Raw genomic sequence first — 16,959 nt, 5'->3', positions numbered from 1 at the left:
AGGTGATCCGGTGACCGATGCCGACGTGACGCACCGAGCCCACGAGGACCCGGCGCGCCCTCGGATCCTCGTCATCAGCGCGTCCATGGGCGCCGGCCACGACGCCGTCGCCCGCGAACTCGGCGCACGCCTCGCGAACCGCGGCGCGTACACCGCCCGGACCGACGTCCTCGACCTGCTGCCCGCGCACGCGGGCGCGGCACTGCGCTCCTTCTACCGGGCCTCGATCCTGCATCTGCCGCTGCTCTACGCGGGGATCTACACCGCGTTCCTGCGCTCCGGCGCGGGGCGGTTGCCGGGCCCGGGAGGGCTCGCGGCGCTCGCCGAGGGGCGCCTGTCCGAGGTGGTCGAGCGCGAGCGGCCCGATCTCGTCGTCCCCGTCTTCCACCTCGCGGCGCAACTCACCGGGGCGATGCGGGACAAAGGCGTGCTGCGCGTACCCAGTGCGGTGGTCGTCACCGACTTCGACGTCCACCGGCAGTGGCTGCACCCCGGCAACGACCTCTACTGCTGCCTGACGGAGGACGCCGCACGCCGGGCCCGGCAGGCCACCGGACGGCCCGCCGCCGCGACCGGCCCGCTGGTGGCGTCCCGTTTCCTCGCGCCCGCGCCCGGGGCGGAGCGGTGGCGTCGCTCCTTCGCGGCCCGCGCGCCCGGCCGGCCGGTCGTCCTGCTGTCGGCGGGCGCCTGGGGCGCGGGCACGCATCTGGCCGGCACCGCGCGGCTGCTGGCCGGGGCCGGGTACCTGCCGGTGGCCATGTGCGGGGGCAACCCGCGGCTGCGGGCACACCTGGCACGGATCCCGGGCACCGTCGCCCTCGGCTGGGAGGACGACGTCCCCGGCCTGATGGCCGCGGCGGACGCGCTCGTGGACAACGCGGCCGGGCAGACGGCCCTGGAGGCCCTGGCGACGGGGCTGCCGGTGATCGGCCACCGGCCCATCCCCGGCCACGGCAAGGCGGGGGTGCGGCGGATGGCCGCGCTGGGGCTGACCCAGTGGGCCCCCGACCCCTGGTCCCTCGTCGACTCCCTGGACCGGGTCACCGATCCGGGCCGTCCCCGTGGCCGCACACCCGAGGCGGCCGAACTGTTCGCCCACGACACCACCGATCGGCTGCTGGCGGCCTGCTCGCGGGTTCCCGCGACACTCGGTGGCTCCGAGTAGCTGCGCCTGAGCCCGCGTCATCCGTAGCATCGAGCCATGGCCACCCTCTGGGAGCTCATGAGCGACTGCATCCCCGACGACCACGCGCGGCAGGTCACCTCGCGCTACTACCTCGACGAGGCCATGAAGGCGAAGGGCGCGCCGGACCGGGTGGTGGACCTCGGCTGCGGGCGGGGCACCTCGGCCGGCCTGTTCCGGCGGCACGCCCCGAAGGTGCGGTGGGTGGGTGTCGACATCCGCGACTCCCCCGAGGCGCAGCAGCGCGCCGCGGGACGGGACCCGATCGTCTACTACGACGGTGTACGGCTCCCGTTCCGTTCGGGCACGATCCCGCTGGTCTACTCGCACCAGGTCTTCGAGCACGTCTCGCACCCCCGGGAACTGCTCGCGGAGATCAGCCGGGTGCTGCGGCCCGGGGCGGTCTTCATCGGCAGCACCTCGCAGTTCGAGCCGTACCACTCCTTCAGCCTGTGGAACTACACGCCGTACGGCTTCCGCGTGCTGGTCGAGGAGGCCGGGCTCGCCCTCGAGGAGATCCGGCCGTCGCTGGACGGGGTCGCGCTGATCATGCGGACGTACCACGGCCGGCCGCCGGAGTACGCGCGCTACTGGGACGAGTCGTCGCCGCTGAACACGGAGATCGACAGCTGGGCGAAGAAGACGAAGCGCCGCACGGCCCTGGTGAACCTGCGCAAGCTCACATTCTGCGGGCAGTTCGCCTTCCGGGTGCGGAAGCCGGCGGTCACCGCCGGCGGATGATCCGGCCCGGGCCCGACCCCCGCCGAGGGCGGTGCTCCCCCGCCGTACGTGGAGCCCCTGCCGGGCCGCGTTCGCGAAGAGCCGCACGACACGCTGGACCGGCCGCACCACCGTGCCGTCCGGCAGCCACAGCCGCAGCCTCAGCCCGACGTTCAACTCGCCCTCGGGATCATGGTCGTCGGCCGCCCATGCGCCCCCGAGGGTGCGGTGCGGCGGACGGTCTCGCCGACGCAGGCACCCGGGCCGAAGAGGACCTGCCCGGGGGCCGGCCCTTCCGGACAGCACATTTCGGTGCCTCAAGCACCGGGCCGGTCCACGAGGCGGCCGCCCGCGACAGCGGTGCCGTGGTCGCCGTGCGCGGCCATGAACTGCTCGACGTCGGCCAGGCTCGCGCCCGTGAAGTCCGCCCGGTAGCCGCTGCCGCGCGGGGACAGGGCCTCCCACGTCGCGAACGCCGGCAGGTCGTCCAGGAGCGAGGTCCTGGGCCTGGCACCCCGTCCGGCCGGAAGTCGACGGCGCCTGCGCTGTCCATGGGACCTCCCTGTCCGCACCGCGTGGCGACCGGACACTGTCCGCGGCCGCTGACAGCGCGGCCGCCCACCCCGGATGTCACACTCCGGCACGGCTGTCCCGTCCCACCGGTGTGACAACTTCCGCGGCCGGATGCCGCGGACCCCCTGAGGGGAAGCACGGGAAGGGCGAGGACATGCGCATCGCGGTGGCAGGCGGGACCGGCTGGGTCGGCCGGATGGTCGTGGAGTCCGTACGGGCGGCGGGGAACGTGCCCGTGGTGCTGGCGCGTTCGGCGGGCGTCGACCTCACCACGGGGGCGGGACTGGACGCGGCGCTGCAGGGCTGCGCGGCGGTGATCGACGTCAGCAACGTGACGACGACCGGCGCACGGAAGTCGGTGGCCTTCTTCGAGGCCGCCACGACCCGTCTGCTGACCGCCGGCACCCGCGCCGGCGTCGGCCACCACGTCGCGCTGTCGATCGTCGGCTGCGACCGGGTGGACTTCGGCTACTACATGGGCAAGCGGCGCCAGGAGGAACTGGTCCTGTCCGGCCCCGTGCCGAACACCGTGCTGCGGGCCACGCAGTTCCACGAGTTCGCGGCGCAGATGCTGGCGCGCCGGGGCCCGGTGATGGCGCCGCGGATGCGCTCTCAGCCGATCGCCGCGCGGGAGGTCGCCGAGGCGCTCGTACGGCTGGTCGGCGCGGCCCCCGCGGGCCTGGTCCCCGACCTGGCGGGGCCGGAGGTGCTGGAGATGGACGACATGGTGCGCCGGCTGGCCAGGGCCCGCGGTGAGCGCCGGTTCATCGTCCCGGTCCGGCTGCCGGGAGCCACGGGCAGGGCGCTCGCGGGAGGGGCGTTGCTGCCCGCGGTGGGTGGTTCCCGGGGGCGGTTGAGGTTCGCGGAGTGGGTGATGACGGGGGATGCGGGAGTGCGGGGGCATTGAACGGGGGTTTTCCCTGCCCGCCCTCCCTCCCCCAGCCTTCGGCCGGGGGTGCCCCCACCACCCCCGCCCCTCCGTCTCGTCATGCGCCTGATCCCTGGTGGGTGGTGATGGCGGCACCGTGCTCGGGCCACCGTCGGCGCAGCGCAGACCAGGTGCCCAGCCGTCACCGGCAACAGCACCCCCACCGGCCGGCAGTCGCCCGACTGGCCCGGGAGGGGGTGGGGCGGGGTGCCCCCCGCTGGGGGACCTCCCAGCGGTAGCCGGGGAGGACCCCGGCGCGCCACCGACCCGCACGAGAGCGGACGGGGAAACGCCTGCCCGGACGGGCAGTGTCGCGGCCGCCGGGGGGGCGGGTTGACCTGGGCACACTCGCACCACGTAAGGTAAGGCTCGCCTAATGACGCACAGGCGAACCACAGCTACAGGAGCTACCCCATGTCTCTTCGGCACCGCGGCACCGCCGCCGTCGGCCTGGCCGTCGCCGCCGCACTGTCCCTCGCGGCGTGCGGCAGCGACTCCTCCGCGAACGGGAAGGAGGGCAGCGCCGCCGCCTCCGCGACGGCCGGTTCGGGGTTGAAGGACTCGAAGTCGGTCGCGCAGGGCGGTCAGGACTTCGCGGACGCCGCGGAGAAGACCGCCGCGCTCGGCACCGACGCCAAGCCCGGCCAGTGGCCGCGCACGATCAAGCACGCGATGGGCAGCACCGAGCTTCCCGCGCAGCCCAAGCGGGTGGTCGTGCTCGACGTGGGTGAGCTCGACAACGTTGTCTCCCTGGGGGTCAAGCCGGTCGGCCTCGCTCCCACCGAGGGGTCGCCGGACCTGCCGTCGTACCTGAAGAAGGACGCGGGCACACCGAAGAACATCGGCACGATCAACAGCCTCAACCTGGAGGCGATCGCCGCGCTGAAGCCGGACCTGATCCTGGGCAGCCAACTGCGCGCCGCCGCCTCCTACGACGAGCTGTCGAAGATCGCGCCGACGGTCTTCTCGATCCGTCCCGGCTTCACCTGGAAGCAGAACTACCTGCTCAACGCGGCGGCGTTGGACAAGACCGCGCAGGCGCAGGCGAACCTCGCCGCGTACGAGAAGCGCGCCAAGGAGCTGGGCGACAGGCTCGGCGCGAACAAGCCGACCGTCTCGATGGTCCGTTACATGCCCGAGGGCACGATCCGGCTGTACGCGAACGACTCCTTCATCGGCACGATCCTCAAGGACGTCGGCATCCCGCGCCCGAAGAACCAGGACATCGAGGACCTGGCGGCCGAGATCAGCGCCGAGAACATCGACCAGGCGGACGCCGACTGGATCTTCAGCGGTGTCTACGGCGACCCGAAGGCCACGGACAGGACCAAGGCCCAGGGCAACCCGCTGTGGAAGAACCTCAGGGCGGTCAAGGACGGCCACGCCTTCGACGTGCCGGACGAGACCTGGTACCTGGGGCTCGGCGTCACGGCCGCCGACGCGGTGCTGGACGACCTCCAGAAGTACCTGACGGCCTGACGGTCCGACGAGAAGGAAGTGAGCGCGGCGCATGTCGCCACCCACCCGCCGCCGTGTCGCCTGGCTGCTGGCCGGCACACTGATGCTGCTGGCCGCCATCCTGCTGAGCCTCGCCGTGGGCAGCCGCCACATCGCCCCGGGCGAGGTGATCCGGGCCCTGGTGCACGGCGGCACGAGCAGTGACGCCCAGGTGGTGAGGTCGCTGCGGGTGCCCCGCACGGTCGTGGGCGTCCTCGCGGGCGCCGCGCTCGCACTCGCCGGGACGGTGATGCAGGGCATCACCCGCAACCCGATCGCGGAGCCGGGCATCCTGGGCGTCAGCCAGGGCGCGTCGGTGGGTGTGGTGTGCGCGATCGCGTTCTGCGGCGTGCACACGCTGGGCGGCTACGTGTGGTTCGCGTTCACGGGCGCGGCGCTGGCGGCGGTGGGCGTGTACGCCGTCGCCAGCGGAGGCCGCGGCGGAGCCTCGCCGGTCAAGCTCGCGCTCGCCGGCGCGGCGATGAACGCCTTCCTCGCCTCGCTGGTCTCCGGGATCGCCACGACCAACGCCCGTGCGCTGGACGAGTTCCGCTTCTGGCAGGTCGGTTCCCTCAGCGGGCGCGGCAGCGAGATCATCGGCCAGATCTGGCCCTTCCTGCTGGCCGGTCTGGTGCTCGTGCTCGCCATGGTCCGCGGCCTGGACGCGCTCGCTCTCGGCGACGACGCGGCCAAGGGGCTGGGCCACAACGTCGCCCTGCTGCGCGTGCTCGGCGCACTGGGGGCGACGGTGCTGACCGGAGCGGCGGTGGCCGCGGTCGGCCCGATCGCCTTCACGGGCCTCGCCGTTCCGCACATCGCCCGCGCCCTGGTGGGCACCGGGCACCGCTGGGTGCTGCCGCTGGCCGCGCTGCTCGGGCCGGTGATGATCCTCGGCTCCGACGTGATCGGCCGCATCGTCTTCCCGCCCTCGGAGGTGCCGGTGGCCGTCATGACCGCCCTGATCGGCGTGCCGTTCCTGATCGCGCTGGTGCGCCGCCGTGCGGTGGTGGCCGCGTGAGCCGCACGACCCCCGCACGGACCCGCCCGGCCGGGCACGCCGTCGTCCGCGGCGGACGTGCCAGCTTCCTCGTGCACCGCCGGTCGGTCGCCGTCTCCCTCGTGCTCGCGGTGCTGCTGGCGTGCGCGGTGGTGGCGTACCTGTGCGTGGGCGAGGCGTTCGTCTCCCCCACGCAGGTGGTCCGCGTCCTGCTCGGGCGGCCGAGCCCCGACGAGCTGGTGGTGGGCACGCTGCGCCTGCCGCGGCTGGTCGTCGGGCTGCTGGCCGGGGCCGCGTTCGGCGTGGCGGGCGCGCTGGTGCAGACCGTCGCGCGCAATCCGCTGGCCAGCCCCGACGTCATCGGCGTCACGCACGGCGCGGGTGCGGCCACCGTCGCGGCGATGAGCTTCAACGCCGTCGCGTACGACGCGCTGCCGTACGTCTCCGTCGCCGGCGGCCTCGCGGCGGCGCTGATCGTCTACGTCTTCGCCTGGCGGCGCGGTCTGCACTCCTCGCGCTTCGTGCTGGTGGGCATCGGGGTGTCGGTCGCGCTCGGCTCGCTGACGCAACTGTTCCTCACCAAGGGCGACTACCTGGTGGCCCAGCAGGCCAAGGTCTGGCTGACCGGCTCCCTCAACGGCCGCGGCTACGAGGAGGCCGGGCCGCTCGGGCTCGTCCTGCTGATCGGTGTCCCGGCGGCGCTGTGGGCGGCACGCGCCCAGCGCGGCGCGTCCTTCGACGACGACACCGCGACCGCGCTCGGGGTGCGCCTGGACCGGGTCCGCCTCGGCCTGACCGCGCTCGGCGTCGTCCTGGCGTCGGTGGCGACCGGTGCGGCGGGACCGGTCGACTTCGTCGCGCTGCTCGCCCCGCAGATCGCCCGCCGGCTCACCCGCACGGCCCAGATCCCGCTGCTGTCCTCGGCGTTGACCGGCGCCCTGGTCGTCGTGGTCGCGGACCTGCTGGCCCGTCGCCTGTTCTCCCCGATCGAGCTGCCGGTCGGCGTGCTCACCGCCGCGGTGGGCGCCCCGTACCTGATGTGGCTCATCGTCCGCACCCGCAGCCGTACCGGAGGCACCTCCTCATGACCCGTACGCCCACCAGCCGCCTCTCGGCGCAGGACCTCACTCTGGCGTACGAGGACCGCACCGTCGTCGAGGGCCTGGACCTGGAGATCCCGGACGGCCGGGTCACGGTCGTCGTCGGGCCCAACGCCTGCGGGAAGTCCACCCTGTTGCGGGCCCTGGGCCGGCTCCTCAAGCCGCGCCGGGGTGTGGTGCTGCTGGACGGCACCGAACTCGCCCGCGTCCCGGGCCGGCAGATCGCCCGGACCATCGGCGTGCTGCCGCAGTCCCCCACCCCGCCGGACGGCATCACGGTCGCCGACCTGGTCGCCCGCGGCCGCCAGCCGCACCAGAGGTGGTGGCAGCAGTGGTCGGAGGCCGACGAACAGGCCGTCGCCGACGCCCTGGAGCGCACCGACACCGCCGACCTCGCCGACCGCCCGGTGGACGAGCTCTCCGGCGGCCAGCGGCAGCGGGTGTGGATCGCCATGGCCCTGGCCCAGGACACCGACCTGCTGCTCCTCGACGAGCCCACGACCTACCTGGACATCGCCCACCAGGTCGAGGTGCTCGACCTGGTCCGCCGGCTCAACCACGAACGCGGCCGGACCGTCGTCGCCGTGCTCCACGACCTCAACCAGGCCGCCCGCTACGCCGACCACCTGGTCGCCATGAAGGCGGGCCGCGTCGTCGCCCAGGGCCCGCCGGAGGACGTCGTCACCGCCGAACTGGTCCAGGACGTCTTCGGCCTCGCCTCCGTGGTCGTGCCCGATCCCGTCACCGGCGGTCCACTGGTCGTCCCGTCGCGTACCTGGCAGCCGGCGCCCGTGCGGGAGGCGCGGACCGGCTGATCCCGCCGGACGTCCCATGACGCGCCGCACCTGCCTCAAGGACGCCCGGGACCGCCGTCGAACGCGGCCACGGCTTCGAAGAGGTGGAGTCCCTGCTCCACCGCGTCCTCGCGGGACAGCGGAAGGGTGCCGTCGGCCCAGTTCAGGAGGATCTGGTGGACGCCGCCCACGATCGCCAGGGCCATGACCGTGGTGTGCGTTCCCGGGCCCGGCCGGTCCTCCAGCAGCAGCGACTCCACCAGGCGGGCCAGGTTCCGCATGCCGCGTCGCCGCTCCTTCGCGGCCAGCGGACCGGCCGCGAGGGATTCGACCAGCTTGACGTGCCCCTTGCGGGGGTCGTCGGCCACGCCCGCGGCCAGCACCCGCAGCATGCCGCGGGCGCGCTCCCGGCGCGCTCCGGGGCCGGTGACGGCGGCGCGGCAGCGCGCGGCCTCCTCGTCGTGGATCTCCCGCAGGACGTCGGCCATCAGGGCGTCGAGGGAGGGGAAGCTCTCCGTGAAGTAGCGGTCCTGCAGTCCGGCCCGGCGCAGTACGGAACGGATGGAGGTGCCGGAGTACCCCTGCGTGTGGAACAGGTCGAGCCCGGCGTCCATGAGGCGCCGGCGCCGCGCCGACATGCGTTCCTCGGCGGTCATTCCGTCATACGTTCGCATACCACCAGATCCCTCGGGCCCATCCTATGCGGGCCGCCCGCAGGTCGCCCCGGACGAAGCGGCAGGGGCCGGGGCCATCCGGCGGCACGTGCCCTCAGACGCGGGACGCGGGGCTGTCGAGGTACGCCCACCCCAGCGGGTTCCAGCGCAGCCGGTGCACCTCGACCCCGTCGATCGCGGCGTTCGCGCGCGCCGCGCACTCGTACGCCCCGGTGGCCCGGGTCGCCGCGATGTCCACCGCGTCCCGGGCGTCGGCCGCCTCGCCGACGACGTAGTAGTGGCAGCCCTCGGCGCCCTGCGGCGTGCTGAAACGGAAGCCCACGAGCCATCGGTCTCCGTACACGGCCGACCTCGGCCGGTCCTTCGATGCGACGGTGGCAAGCATCGGCACTGCGCTCCTCGGTCATGTGGTCACGGGGGCGGCTCCGGGCCGCTCGATGTCCAGTTCACCACCTGGAGGGCCCCGAGCATCGCCTTCTTTCTGGCCTCGCTCTACCTGGGAACGGCAGTACCACCCTCCGGGAGCGGGGCCGGAGCCCCGCTCCCGGAGGGTGGCCGGGCGCCTCAGGCGGCCCGCACCGTCGTCCGCGGGACGTTGTAGCCGTCCACCCGCAGGGCCGGGCGGCCCGAGGGCAGGGCGTGCCCGGGCCACGACAGGGTGAGGGTGCGCGACTCACCGGGCAGCAGCCACAGGTAGTTGTCGCCGTACAGGGTCGGCAGCACCCGCTCGCCGCTCCCGGAGTCCACGAGCGACAGCCGCACCATGGCCGCCACCGACGAACCGCGGTTGGTGACCGTGGCGGTCAGCTCACGGCGCTCGCCGGAGCGGGTGACCTTGCCGGCCGTGGCGGTGACCCTGGTGCTGTGCGCCGAGTTGAGCGCCCGCATGGCGGACGGCTCGCGGTAGCGCCAATAGGTGTTCTCCGACAGCACGGTGCCCCCGCGCTCCATCCGCAGCCGGAGCAGGTGGAAGTCCGGCAGACCGTCCTCCCACCCGGCCGTGAACGCCTCGGTGGTGCCGGAGGAGGCCACGTCGAGCGTCGTGCGCACGGTCTTCCCGAGCTGGCGGCCGTCGAGGTCGAGCAGTCGCGCCGTGACCGTGACGCCCTTCAGCGCACGGGCCGTGTGGTTGACCGCGAGGACCTGCCAGGAGCCCGGCACGGCCTGTACGTGGACCGCCTCACAGGCGGAACGGGCGCCGTAGTAGGTGCCGTTGACGTCGAAGTCGTAGTCGTACGTCTGCCACACGGTGCTGTGCCACGCCGGGTGCGACATCCACAGCAGCAGGCCGGTGGCGTCGTCCCAGAGATTGGCGTTCCACGCCTCGAACATCGCGCGGGTGTTCTCGTAGTTGACGAACTGCGCCTTGCGCGTGAAGTCCTCGAGGTCGCGGGCGGTGTCGAGGCGGGCCTCGATCGCGGCCTGGTAGTTCTGCGGTGCCTGGTTCCCCCGCGTGCTCCAGTCGTGGTAGAACCACGCGCGGCCGACGGGCCACTCCGGCTCGGAGCCGACCAGGTTGCGCATGCTCTCGGCGGTGGACACCACGGGCATGCCGATCTCGGTGTGGAAGCCGAAGTTGCCGCTGCCGTACGTGGACGCGGAGAAGTAGCGGTCCGGGTCGACCCAGCCGTAGGGGCCGCCACCGGTGACGATGCCGCCCGCGGAGTTGTTCTGGTAGAGGATGCCGGGCGCCTCGTCGTGCACGGCGTCGCGCATGCCGTCGTCGATCGCCCCGGGCGGGTTGCCCTCGTTGGCGCCGCACCAGACGACGACACTGGGGTGGATGCGGTAGCGCAGCACCGTGTCACGGGCCAGGGAGTTGAACGCGTCGTGGTTGGGCGGGTCCATCGCCCAGGCGTTGGGGAAGTCGTTCCAGACCAGCAGGCCGAACTCGTCGCAACCGGCGTAGAACTCCTCGCGGTTGCTGCTGGCGACCCAGTTGCGGATCATGGTGAAGTTCATGTCGCGGTGCATGCGCAGCGCCGCGTCCATGCGCTCCTCCGGCATACGGCGCAGCAGTTCGTCCCAGCCCCAGTTGCCGCCGCGGCAGAAGACGCGCACGCCGTTCACGCTGATCTTCAGCGGGTCCGGGGTGTTGTCGACGGACGTCACGTCGGTCCAGCTGTCGCCGTCGTCGGAGACCTGGACGGTGAACGTCTTCGGGTAGGCCTGCTCCCAGACGACGGCGACCCGGTCGAAGGAGACCGAGGAACCCAGGTCCACCTGGATCCACTGGTTGTCCGCGTACTCCGAGGACCAGCGGGTGCCGGGGTCGCCGTCGGTGGCGTTGGAGGCGGGGTTCGAGGAGTCCTCGGTGGACGCGGTGGCCTTCTTGCGGAAGGCCAGGTCGGTGCCGGGCACCGAGCTGTCGACCACGGACAGCGTCCACAGCGAGTTGCCCCAGCTGGTGGCCCGCGCACCGCACTGGAGGCGGACGTAGCGCGCGGTCAGGGCGGCGAAGTCGACGTTCTGCAGACTGGCGGCGCCGCTCTGGAAGGGAAGCGGGACCGCGCCGTTGTCGATCGACTTCGCGTCGGTCCACGCGTCGCCGTCGTCGGAGAGCTGGACCACGAAGGTCTTGGCGTAGGCACGCTCCCAGGTCAGGTCGACACGGTCGAAGGAGACCGACGCGCCCAGGTCCACCTGGATCCACTGGTCGTCCTCGAACGACGAGGACCACCGGGTGCCGGCGTCGCCGTCGGTGACGTTCGTGGGCGCGTTGGCCGCGTCGTCCACGGAGGAGGCCGAGGCGTCCTTGTGCAGCGCGAGGTCCACGTCGGGGACGGAGCTGTCGACCACCGCCAGGCCCCACAGCGACGAACCCCAGCCGGTCGCCCGGGTGAGGCAGCGGACCCGCACGTGGCGGGCCTTGCGGCGGCCGAGGTCGACGGACTGCGTGTAGGAGTCGCTGCCGGAGGTGAAGCGCAGCGGGATGTCGTAGTCGTAGCCGAACTGGCGTATGCCGAAACGGGTGGTGCGGCGGTCGCTCTCCGCGCCGCCGACCGTGGCCACGAGGGTCAGGTCGTGCAACGTGGGGCTGCCGTAGCCGTTGGGCCACCACAGCTCCGGGTCGCGCAGGCGCAGCCGCGCGTCGGTGGCGGGGCTGAAGACGACGTCGGTGCTCTTGCCCGCGGGGACCGTGACGGTCCGGGACACCCGTACGCCGCAGAGCGAGGCGCTGACGGTGACGCTCCGGTCGGCGGTGTCGGCGTTGCGCACCGGGACGGTGATCGTCAGTTCGGCCGTGCCGGTGTCGGGCAGGTCGGGGAGGACGGTGTCGACCCGGGGGTCGCCGATGACGGCGTGGCCGGTCGAGCGCAGGCGTACGTGGTTCCAGATGCCGGCGGCCCGGTCGCGCACGGCCGGCATCCAGTCCCAGCCGGAGGAGGCGAGGTAGGTCGGCGAGTTGCGGTTCATCATGGTCGCGCCGGCGTCCACGAAGGCCAGGCCGGCCTGGCCCTTGTCGCCGGGGCTGCCGGGGAAGGGCATCGGCGTGATGCGCACGGCGAGCGCCTGCTCGCCGTCGGCGGCCAGGTGCGCGGTGATGTCGGTGGCGGACCGGGCGAAGGGGAACTCCATGGCGGCCACGGACGCGCCGTTGAGCCAGATGTCCGCCTTGTGGTTGATGCCGTCGAACTCCAGCCAGATGTGGCGGCCGGCGCCCGTGCGCAGCGAGCGCGGCAGGCGGAACTCGCGCCGGTACCACCAGGCGTGGCGGGACAGCGCCTCGGGGACGTGCAGGTTGTTGAACCCGGCGACCGGGTCCGGCAGTTTGCCCTGCTCGACCAGTGAGCCCAGGACCGTGCCGGGCACGGTGGCGGGCAGCCAGCGGCTGGTGTCGACGTCGGCGCGGGACAGGTCCGCGCCCTCGGCGCCGGCCCAGTCGTCCATGGTCAGGGTCCAGCCGGACTCCAGCGGCACGGTCCCGTCGGCGGCGGCCTCCAACGCCGGCGCCTTGTGGTCGTGGACACCCCAGTCGGTCCAGCCGGTGGCCTCCGGGCGGTGGCCGGGCGCCCGGCCGTGCACCTCGAAGCCGTTGAGGCCGAGGGGGTTGGCGTTGGAGCGCTTGTGCACGGTCAGCCGGACCCAGCGGGCCGTGACCGGCCGGGCGAGCGTGATGTCGACGACGCCGCCGGTGCCGGAGTCGGTTCGGTGGACGGCCGTCCACGTGCGGTGGTCGCGGGAGGTCTCGACGACGAAGTCCACGGCACAACTGGACAGGATCTCCTGGCCGGTGGTGCTGTCGCGCGGGTTGCCGCTGGTCGACGGGACGAACGGCGGGTCGTCGATCGTGGCCTCGAAGGTCAGGCGGACGGCGGTGACCTCGCAGTCGGCCTCCAGGTCGACCGAGATCCACTGGGGGTCGCCGTCCGCCGCGCGCCATCCGGTGCCGCGCACGCCGACCGCGTTCAGCCGGTCCACCGCGAACTCGCCCGGCGTCGGGGCGTAGTCGGTGGACGACACCGCGACCGGGCGGTGGGCCGCCAGGTCGCCGGCGGCGGTGGGGCCGCCCGTCCGGGTCTGCTCGGCGGCACGGGCGGTGCCGGGGAGCGCGACGCCGATACCCAGGCTCGCGAGGAGTGTGGTGCCGGTGGTGACGACCGACCGGCGGGAGGGGTGGGACGACTGAGTCGACATACGCAATTGGTCCAATCCGGGCACCCGGTGACGGGTAGGTAGACGGCCCGGTCCGCTCGGGCCGCCTGACAACGTTGCCATCTGACAACGTTGCCATAGGCTGTAATCCCCCGGAGCCGCTGTCAAGGGGTACGGCAAAAACCGGACGTACCGGCGGCCCGGCGAGAGCGTCCGGCCCGGCGGGTGGCGAGCCGTTGACCCGCGTCGGGAGGTGGCCGAAAGACCGCGCATGGCCGGAAGGGGACAACCGGCGCCCGGGGCGCCGTCGTCCACCGTTCCGCCCACCACCCCGCCGGCATCGGCCGGCGGGCGCCACCCGTGGCACATCTCCCCCTCTCACCTGGGCCTTTACGGCGGCGGTCCGCCGCGGGCCGGCCCTCCCCCGCCCCGCCCCCGGCTGTCCCGCCACGGCCGCCCGTATGCCGTGCGACCCGCTCGCGAACCGGCGGTTTTCAGCCACACACGTCGGTGTCCGGGCACGGCACCCGGGGCGCCGGAGGGACGGCCCCGCCACGGCGCGCCGCGCGCGTTCCGGCGTTCGGGGAAGCACCTCGGCACCGGACACGGGGCGGAGCGGGGCGGGTCCGATGCGCCGCGAGGCCCGTGCCGCTCGCTCCTACGGCGCGAGCTCCACGACGTCCGCGACCACGCAGCTGATGTTGTCGGGCCCGCCGAGGCCGTTCGCGACGGCGACGAGTTCACGGGTGGCCTGCTCGGGGTCGCTGGTACCGCAGAGCACCTGCCGGATCTGGTCGACGGGCACGACAGCCGACAGACCGTCGGAGCAGAGCAGGTAGCGGTCGCCCCGCCGGGCGACGTGCAGACGCATGTCGGCGGTTCCGTCGACTCCCCGGCCCAGGGCTCGCAGCAACAGCGACCGCTGGGGATGGGAGGCGGCTTCCTCCGGGGTGAGGCGTCCTTCGTCGACCATCGACTGCACCATGGTGTGGTCGTGTGTGACGTGGAACAGCTCGCCGTCACGCAGGAGACAGACGCGGGAGTCGCCGATGTGGACGAGGGCCAGCTGCGATCCGGTCCACAGCATCGCGGTGAGTGTCGTGCCGGCTTCTTCGGGTGAGGAACCGGTCCCGACGGCGCCCTCCACGGCCAGCTTGGCCTGTTCGACGGCCTCTTCGAGGACGTTCAGGAGGTTGCCCGCCGGGACGCTGTCCGTTTCGAGGTACTTGAGCGCTTCGACGGCGGCCGCGCTGGCGGGGGCTCCCGCACGTCCGTAGCCGTCGGCGACGGCGAGCAGACGGGACCCGGCGTAGGCGGTGTCCTGGTTGCTCTCGCGGACCAGGCCCGGGTCGGACAGGGCGGCGTAACGGATGCCGAGGGGCTTGCTGTTCGGGGACAAGGCGGGGTCCTTCCGCGACAGATGGTCGACGAGGAAGGACGCGAGATCGCGCCGCGCGGCGGTGTCGGCCTCGACCTGGGCCCAGAACGCGCGGATCTCCTGCGCTGCCGCGGCCGGCTCCAGCGTGGTGACGTGCCGGATGCGGGCCAGGGGCATTCCCAGGCGCCGGAGCCAGGCGACCAGCCGGGCCTGGTCCAGTTGTTCCGGCGCGTAGAGGCGGTAGCCGGTCGCCGGGTCGACGCGAGCGGGGGTCAGCAGGCCGAGGTCGTCGTAAAGGCGCAGTGCCTTGGGCGACAGGCGGGACGCCTTCGCGAACGTCCCGATGGTCACAAACCCCATGCTCGCTCCTCCTCGTACCGAGCACATTGCCCGGTCCGACCGATGGTGCGGCCTCCCCCGAGGTGAAGGTCAACCATCGGGGCACCGACCGCTCCTCCGCGGGGCGGTCGGGCCGGCGCGTGACCGTGGCGCGCTCCTGGCCGCTCCGGCCTGGGCGGGACCGGCCGGAGGAAGGGGCCGGCGGTCGGCCGGCGTGGAACTCAGGTCTCGGCCGATGCCGTCCGGGCCGCCGCCCGCCGGCGGCCTGTCCGCGGTCGCCGCGAAGGGGATCGCCACCCGCCACGGGCGGGCGGAGCGCGCGGAGGCCCACGGGAGCGCGCGGTGCACGGTGGCGGGACACCCTGCCGCGCACCGCGCGCACCCGTAGGCGGGACCCGGTCACCGCCGAGGCGGCGCCACCGCGTCCGGAACCGTCAGCCCGACGAGCGCGACGCTCCCGCGGAGGTCGTGTCCGGCAGGTCCTCGACCGCCATCGAACGGTCGCCCTCGAGCGCGGCGGACGGGACGCGGCGGAACACGGCCCGCAGCGCGGTGACGGCGGGCTCGGTCCAGCGGGCGGCCAGGGGGCCGGCGATGACCAGGATCAGGACGTAGGCGGTGGCCAGCGGGCCGATCCGGGGCTGACTGGCGACGGCGAGGCCCGCGATGACGATCGAGAACTCGCCGCGGGCCACGAGCGTCCCGCCGGCCCGCAGGCGGCCGCGGGTGTGGATGCCGGCGCGCCGTGCCGCGTACCAGCCCGTCATGATCTTCGTGACGGTGGTGACCGCGGCCAGCGCGAGCGCCGGCAGCAGGACCGGCGGGATGGCGGCCGGGTCGGTGGACAGGCCGAAGAACACGAAGAAGACGGCGGCGAACAGGTCCCGCAGCGGCATGAGCAGCCGGCTCGCGCCCTCGGCGGCCTCGCCCGACAGGGCGATGCCCACCAGGAACGCGCCGACGGCCGCGGACACCTGGAGTTTCTGTGCGAACCCCGCGACGACCAGGGCCAGGCCGAAGACGACGAGCAGCAGCATCTCCGGGTTCTGCGAGGAGACCGCCTTGCTCAGCAGGCGCCCGTGGCGCAGTGCCAGGAAGAGCACGGCGCCCACGGTGCCCATCGCGATGGCGAGGGCCAGGCCGCCGGCCGCCAGGCCGATGCCCGCGAGGAGGGTGGTCAGCAGCGGGAGGTAGATCGCCATCGCCAGGTCCTCGATGACCAGGACGCCGAGGATCACCGGGGTCTCGCGGTTGCCGAGCCGGCCCAGGTCGGTCAGTACCTTGGCGATGACGCCCGAGGAGGAGATCCAGGTGACCCCGGCGAGTGCGACGGCGGCCACCGGCCCCCATCCCAGCAGCAGCGCCGCGGCGGCCCCCGGCACGGCGTTGAGCGCGAAGTCGACCAGGCCGGAGGGGTACTGCGTGCGCAGGCTGGTGACCAGTTCCGAGGCGCTGTACTCCAGGCCGAGCAGCAGCAGGAGCAGGATCACCCCGATCTCCGCGCCCACGGCGGTGAAGTCCTCGCTGGCGTCCAGGGGCAGCAGGCCGCCGTGCCCGAACGCGAGCCCCGCCAGCAGGTAGAGGGGTATGGGCGACAGTCCGAAGCGGCCGGCGATGCGCCCGATCAGCCCCAGTCCGAGGATGACGGCGCCGAGTTCGATGAGAAGTTCGGTCGTGTCGTGCATCCTCACTCCCCCGCCACGATCGCGGCGAGCGCGTCCACGCCCTCCCGGGTGCCGACCACGACCAGCGTGTCGCCGATCGCCAGCCGGAAGTCCGGCCCCGGGGAGGGGTGCGCGCTCGTCCTGCGCATGACGGCGACGATGGAGGCGCCGGTGCGGGTCCGCGCGCGGGTGTCGCCGAGCAGCCGCCCGGCGTACGGGGAGCGGGAGTTGACCGGGATCTGCTCCGTGACGAGGCCGATCCCCTCGGTGTGCACGGCCTCGAGCGGGGTGGGGTCCAGGAGACGGGCCAGCACGGCGGCCTCGTCGCCCTCCAGCGGTATCGACAGCTGGCACGAGTCGGGGTCCTCGGCGCCGTAGAAGCCCAGGAAGCGCCGGCCGTCCTGGTGCACCACCACCGATAGGTGCCGGCCCGCGCGGGTGGTGACGTCGTACTGCGTTCCGACACCGGGAAGGGTCGTCCGCCGAGTTCCCACTCTTGCCTCCCAGAGGTGGTTC

The 16,959-nt window shown here is 73.4% G+C and carries 14 protein-coding genes; 7 read left to right on the top strand and 7 right to left on the bottom strand.

The genetic code is table 11. The features are described from left to right. Positions 1–10: 10 nt before the first annotated feature. Both ACIP98_RS12440 and ACIP98_RS12435 read left to right on the top strand, forming a co-directional pair. Positions 11–1,165 carry a galactosyldiacylglycerol synthase gene (locus tag ACIP98_RS12440; protein ID WP_401975409.1) on the top strand — a complete coding sequence of 385 codons (1,155 nt, stop codon included), beginning with the start codon at positions 11–13 and terminating at the stop codon, positions 1,163–1,165. Positions 1,166–1,201: 36 nt separating this feature from the next. After that, positions 1,202–1,924 carry a methyltransferase domain-containing protein gene (locus tag ACIP98_RS12435; protein WP_319659585.1) on the top strand — a complete coding sequence of 241 codons (723 nt, stop codon included), beginning with the start codon at positions 1,202–1,204 and terminating at the stop codon, positions 1,922–1,924. Between the two features lie 296 nt (positions 1,925–2,220). On the opposite strand, the gene ACIP98_RS12430 is transcribed toward ACIP98_RS12435, so the two are convergent. After that, positions 2,221–2,475: a hypothetical protein gene (locus tag ACIP98_RS12430; protein WP_401975406.1), complete on the bottom strand. Its 255-nt coding sequence runs from the start codon at positions 2,473–2,475 to the stop codon at positions 2,221–2,223. A 155-nt stretch (positions 2,476–2,630) separates the two neighbouring features. On the opposite strand from ACIP98_RS12430, the gene ACIP98_RS12425 reads away from it, so the two are divergent. The 5 genes from ACIP98_RS12425 to ACIP98_RS12405 all read left to right on the top strand — a co-directional run bounded on the left by ACIP98_RS12425 (position 2,631) and on the right by ACIP98_RS12405 (position 7,813). Beyond that, complete coding sequence (locus tag ACIP98_RS12425) at positions 2,631–3,383, top strand: 3-beta hydroxysteroid dehydrogenase (RefSeq protein ID WP_319659587.1); 753 nt, start codon at positions 2,631–2,633, stop codon at positions 3,381–3,383. Between the two features lie 435 nt (positions 3,384–3,818). Then, complete coding sequence (locus ACIP98_RS12420) at positions 3,819–4,883, top strand: iron-siderophore ABC transporter substrate-binding protein (RefSeq protein ID WP_319659588.1); 1,065 nt, start codon at positions 3,819–3,821, stop codon at positions 4,881–4,883. 31 nt (positions 4,884–4,914) lie between these two features. After that, positions 4,915–5,919 (top strand): FecCD family ABC transporter permease, encoded by a 1,005-nt coding sequence (locus ACIP98_RS12415; protein ID WP_401975404.1) that lies wholly within the window; start codon positions 4,915–4,917, stop codon positions 5,917–5,919. Then, entirely contained in the window at positions 5,916–6,986 is a 1,071-nt protein-coding gene (locus ACIP98_RS12410) for a FecCD family ABC transporter permease (RefSeq protein WP_401975402.1), read from the top strand. Before ACIP98_RS12415 ends, ACIP98_RS12410 begins: the two co-directional genes overlap by 4 nt. Then, positions 6,983–7,813, top strand: coding sequence for an ABC transporter ATP-binding protein (locus tag ACIP98_RS12405; RefSeq protein WP_319659591.1), 831 nt, complete (start codon positions 6,983–6,985; stop codon positions 7,811–7,813). Before ACIP98_RS12410 ends, ACIP98_RS12405 begins: the two co-directional genes overlap by 4 nt. 35 nt (positions 7,814–7,848) lie before the next feature. Here ACIP98_RS12405 and ACIP98_RS12400 read toward each other — a convergent pair whose 3' ends face one another. The 6 genes from ACIP98_RS12400 to ACIP98_RS12375 all read right to left on the bottom strand — a co-directional run bounded on the left by ACIP98_RS12400 (position 7,849) and on the right by ACIP98_RS12375 (position 16,937). After that, complete coding sequence (locus ACIP98_RS12400) at positions 7,849–8,466, bottom strand: TetR/AcrR family transcriptional regulator (protein WP_319659592.1); 618 nt, start codon at positions 8,464–8,466, stop codon at positions 7,849–7,851. A gap of 94 nt (positions 8,467–8,560) precedes the next feature. After that, positions 8,561–8,851: a hypothetical protein gene (locus ACIP98_RS12395; RefSeq protein ID WP_319659593.1), complete on the bottom strand. Its 291-nt coding sequence runs from the start codon at positions 8,849–8,851 to the stop codon at positions 8,561–8,563. Between the two features lie 179 nt (positions 8,852–9,030). Then, positions 9,031–13,104, bottom strand: a complete 4,074-nt coding sequence (locus ACIP98_RS12390; RefSeq protein ID WP_401975398.1) for a discoidin domain-containing protein — start codon at positions 13,102–13,104, stop codon at positions 9,031–9,033. A gap of 616 nt (positions 13,105–13,720) precedes the next feature. After that, positions 13,721–14,800, bottom strand: coding sequence for a MerR family transcriptional regulator (locus ACIP98_RS12385; RefSeq protein WP_319659595.1), 1,080 nt, complete (start codon positions 14,798–14,800; stop codon positions 13,721–13,723). 413 nt (positions 14,801–15,213) lie between these two features. After that, on the bottom strand, positions 15,214–16,464 hold the full coding sequence (locus ACIP98_RS12380; RefSeq protein WP_401975395.1) for a cation:proton antiporter: 1,251 nt from the start codon (positions 16,462–16,464) through the stop codon (positions 15,214–15,216). A gap of 2 nt (positions 16,465–16,466) precedes the next feature. Continuing rightward, the gene (locus ACIP98_RS12375) at positions 16,467–16,937 is read right to left on the bottom strand and encodes a TrkA C-terminal domain-containing protein (RefSeq protein ID WP_319659598.1); all 471 of its coding nucleotides are present in this window, start codon (positions 16,935–16,937) and stop codon (positions 16,467–16,469) included. Positions 16,938–16,959: the final 22 nt, after the last annotated feature.

This window comes from Streptomyces sp. NPDC088354, assembly GCF_044753585.1.
Classification (GTDB): Bacteria; Actinomycetota; Actinomycetes; order Streptomycetales; family Streptomycetaceae; genus Actinacidiphila.
The sequence above is the reverse complement of the archived record's forward strand: the minus strand, read 5'-3'. Positions and strand labels throughout refer to the sequence as shown.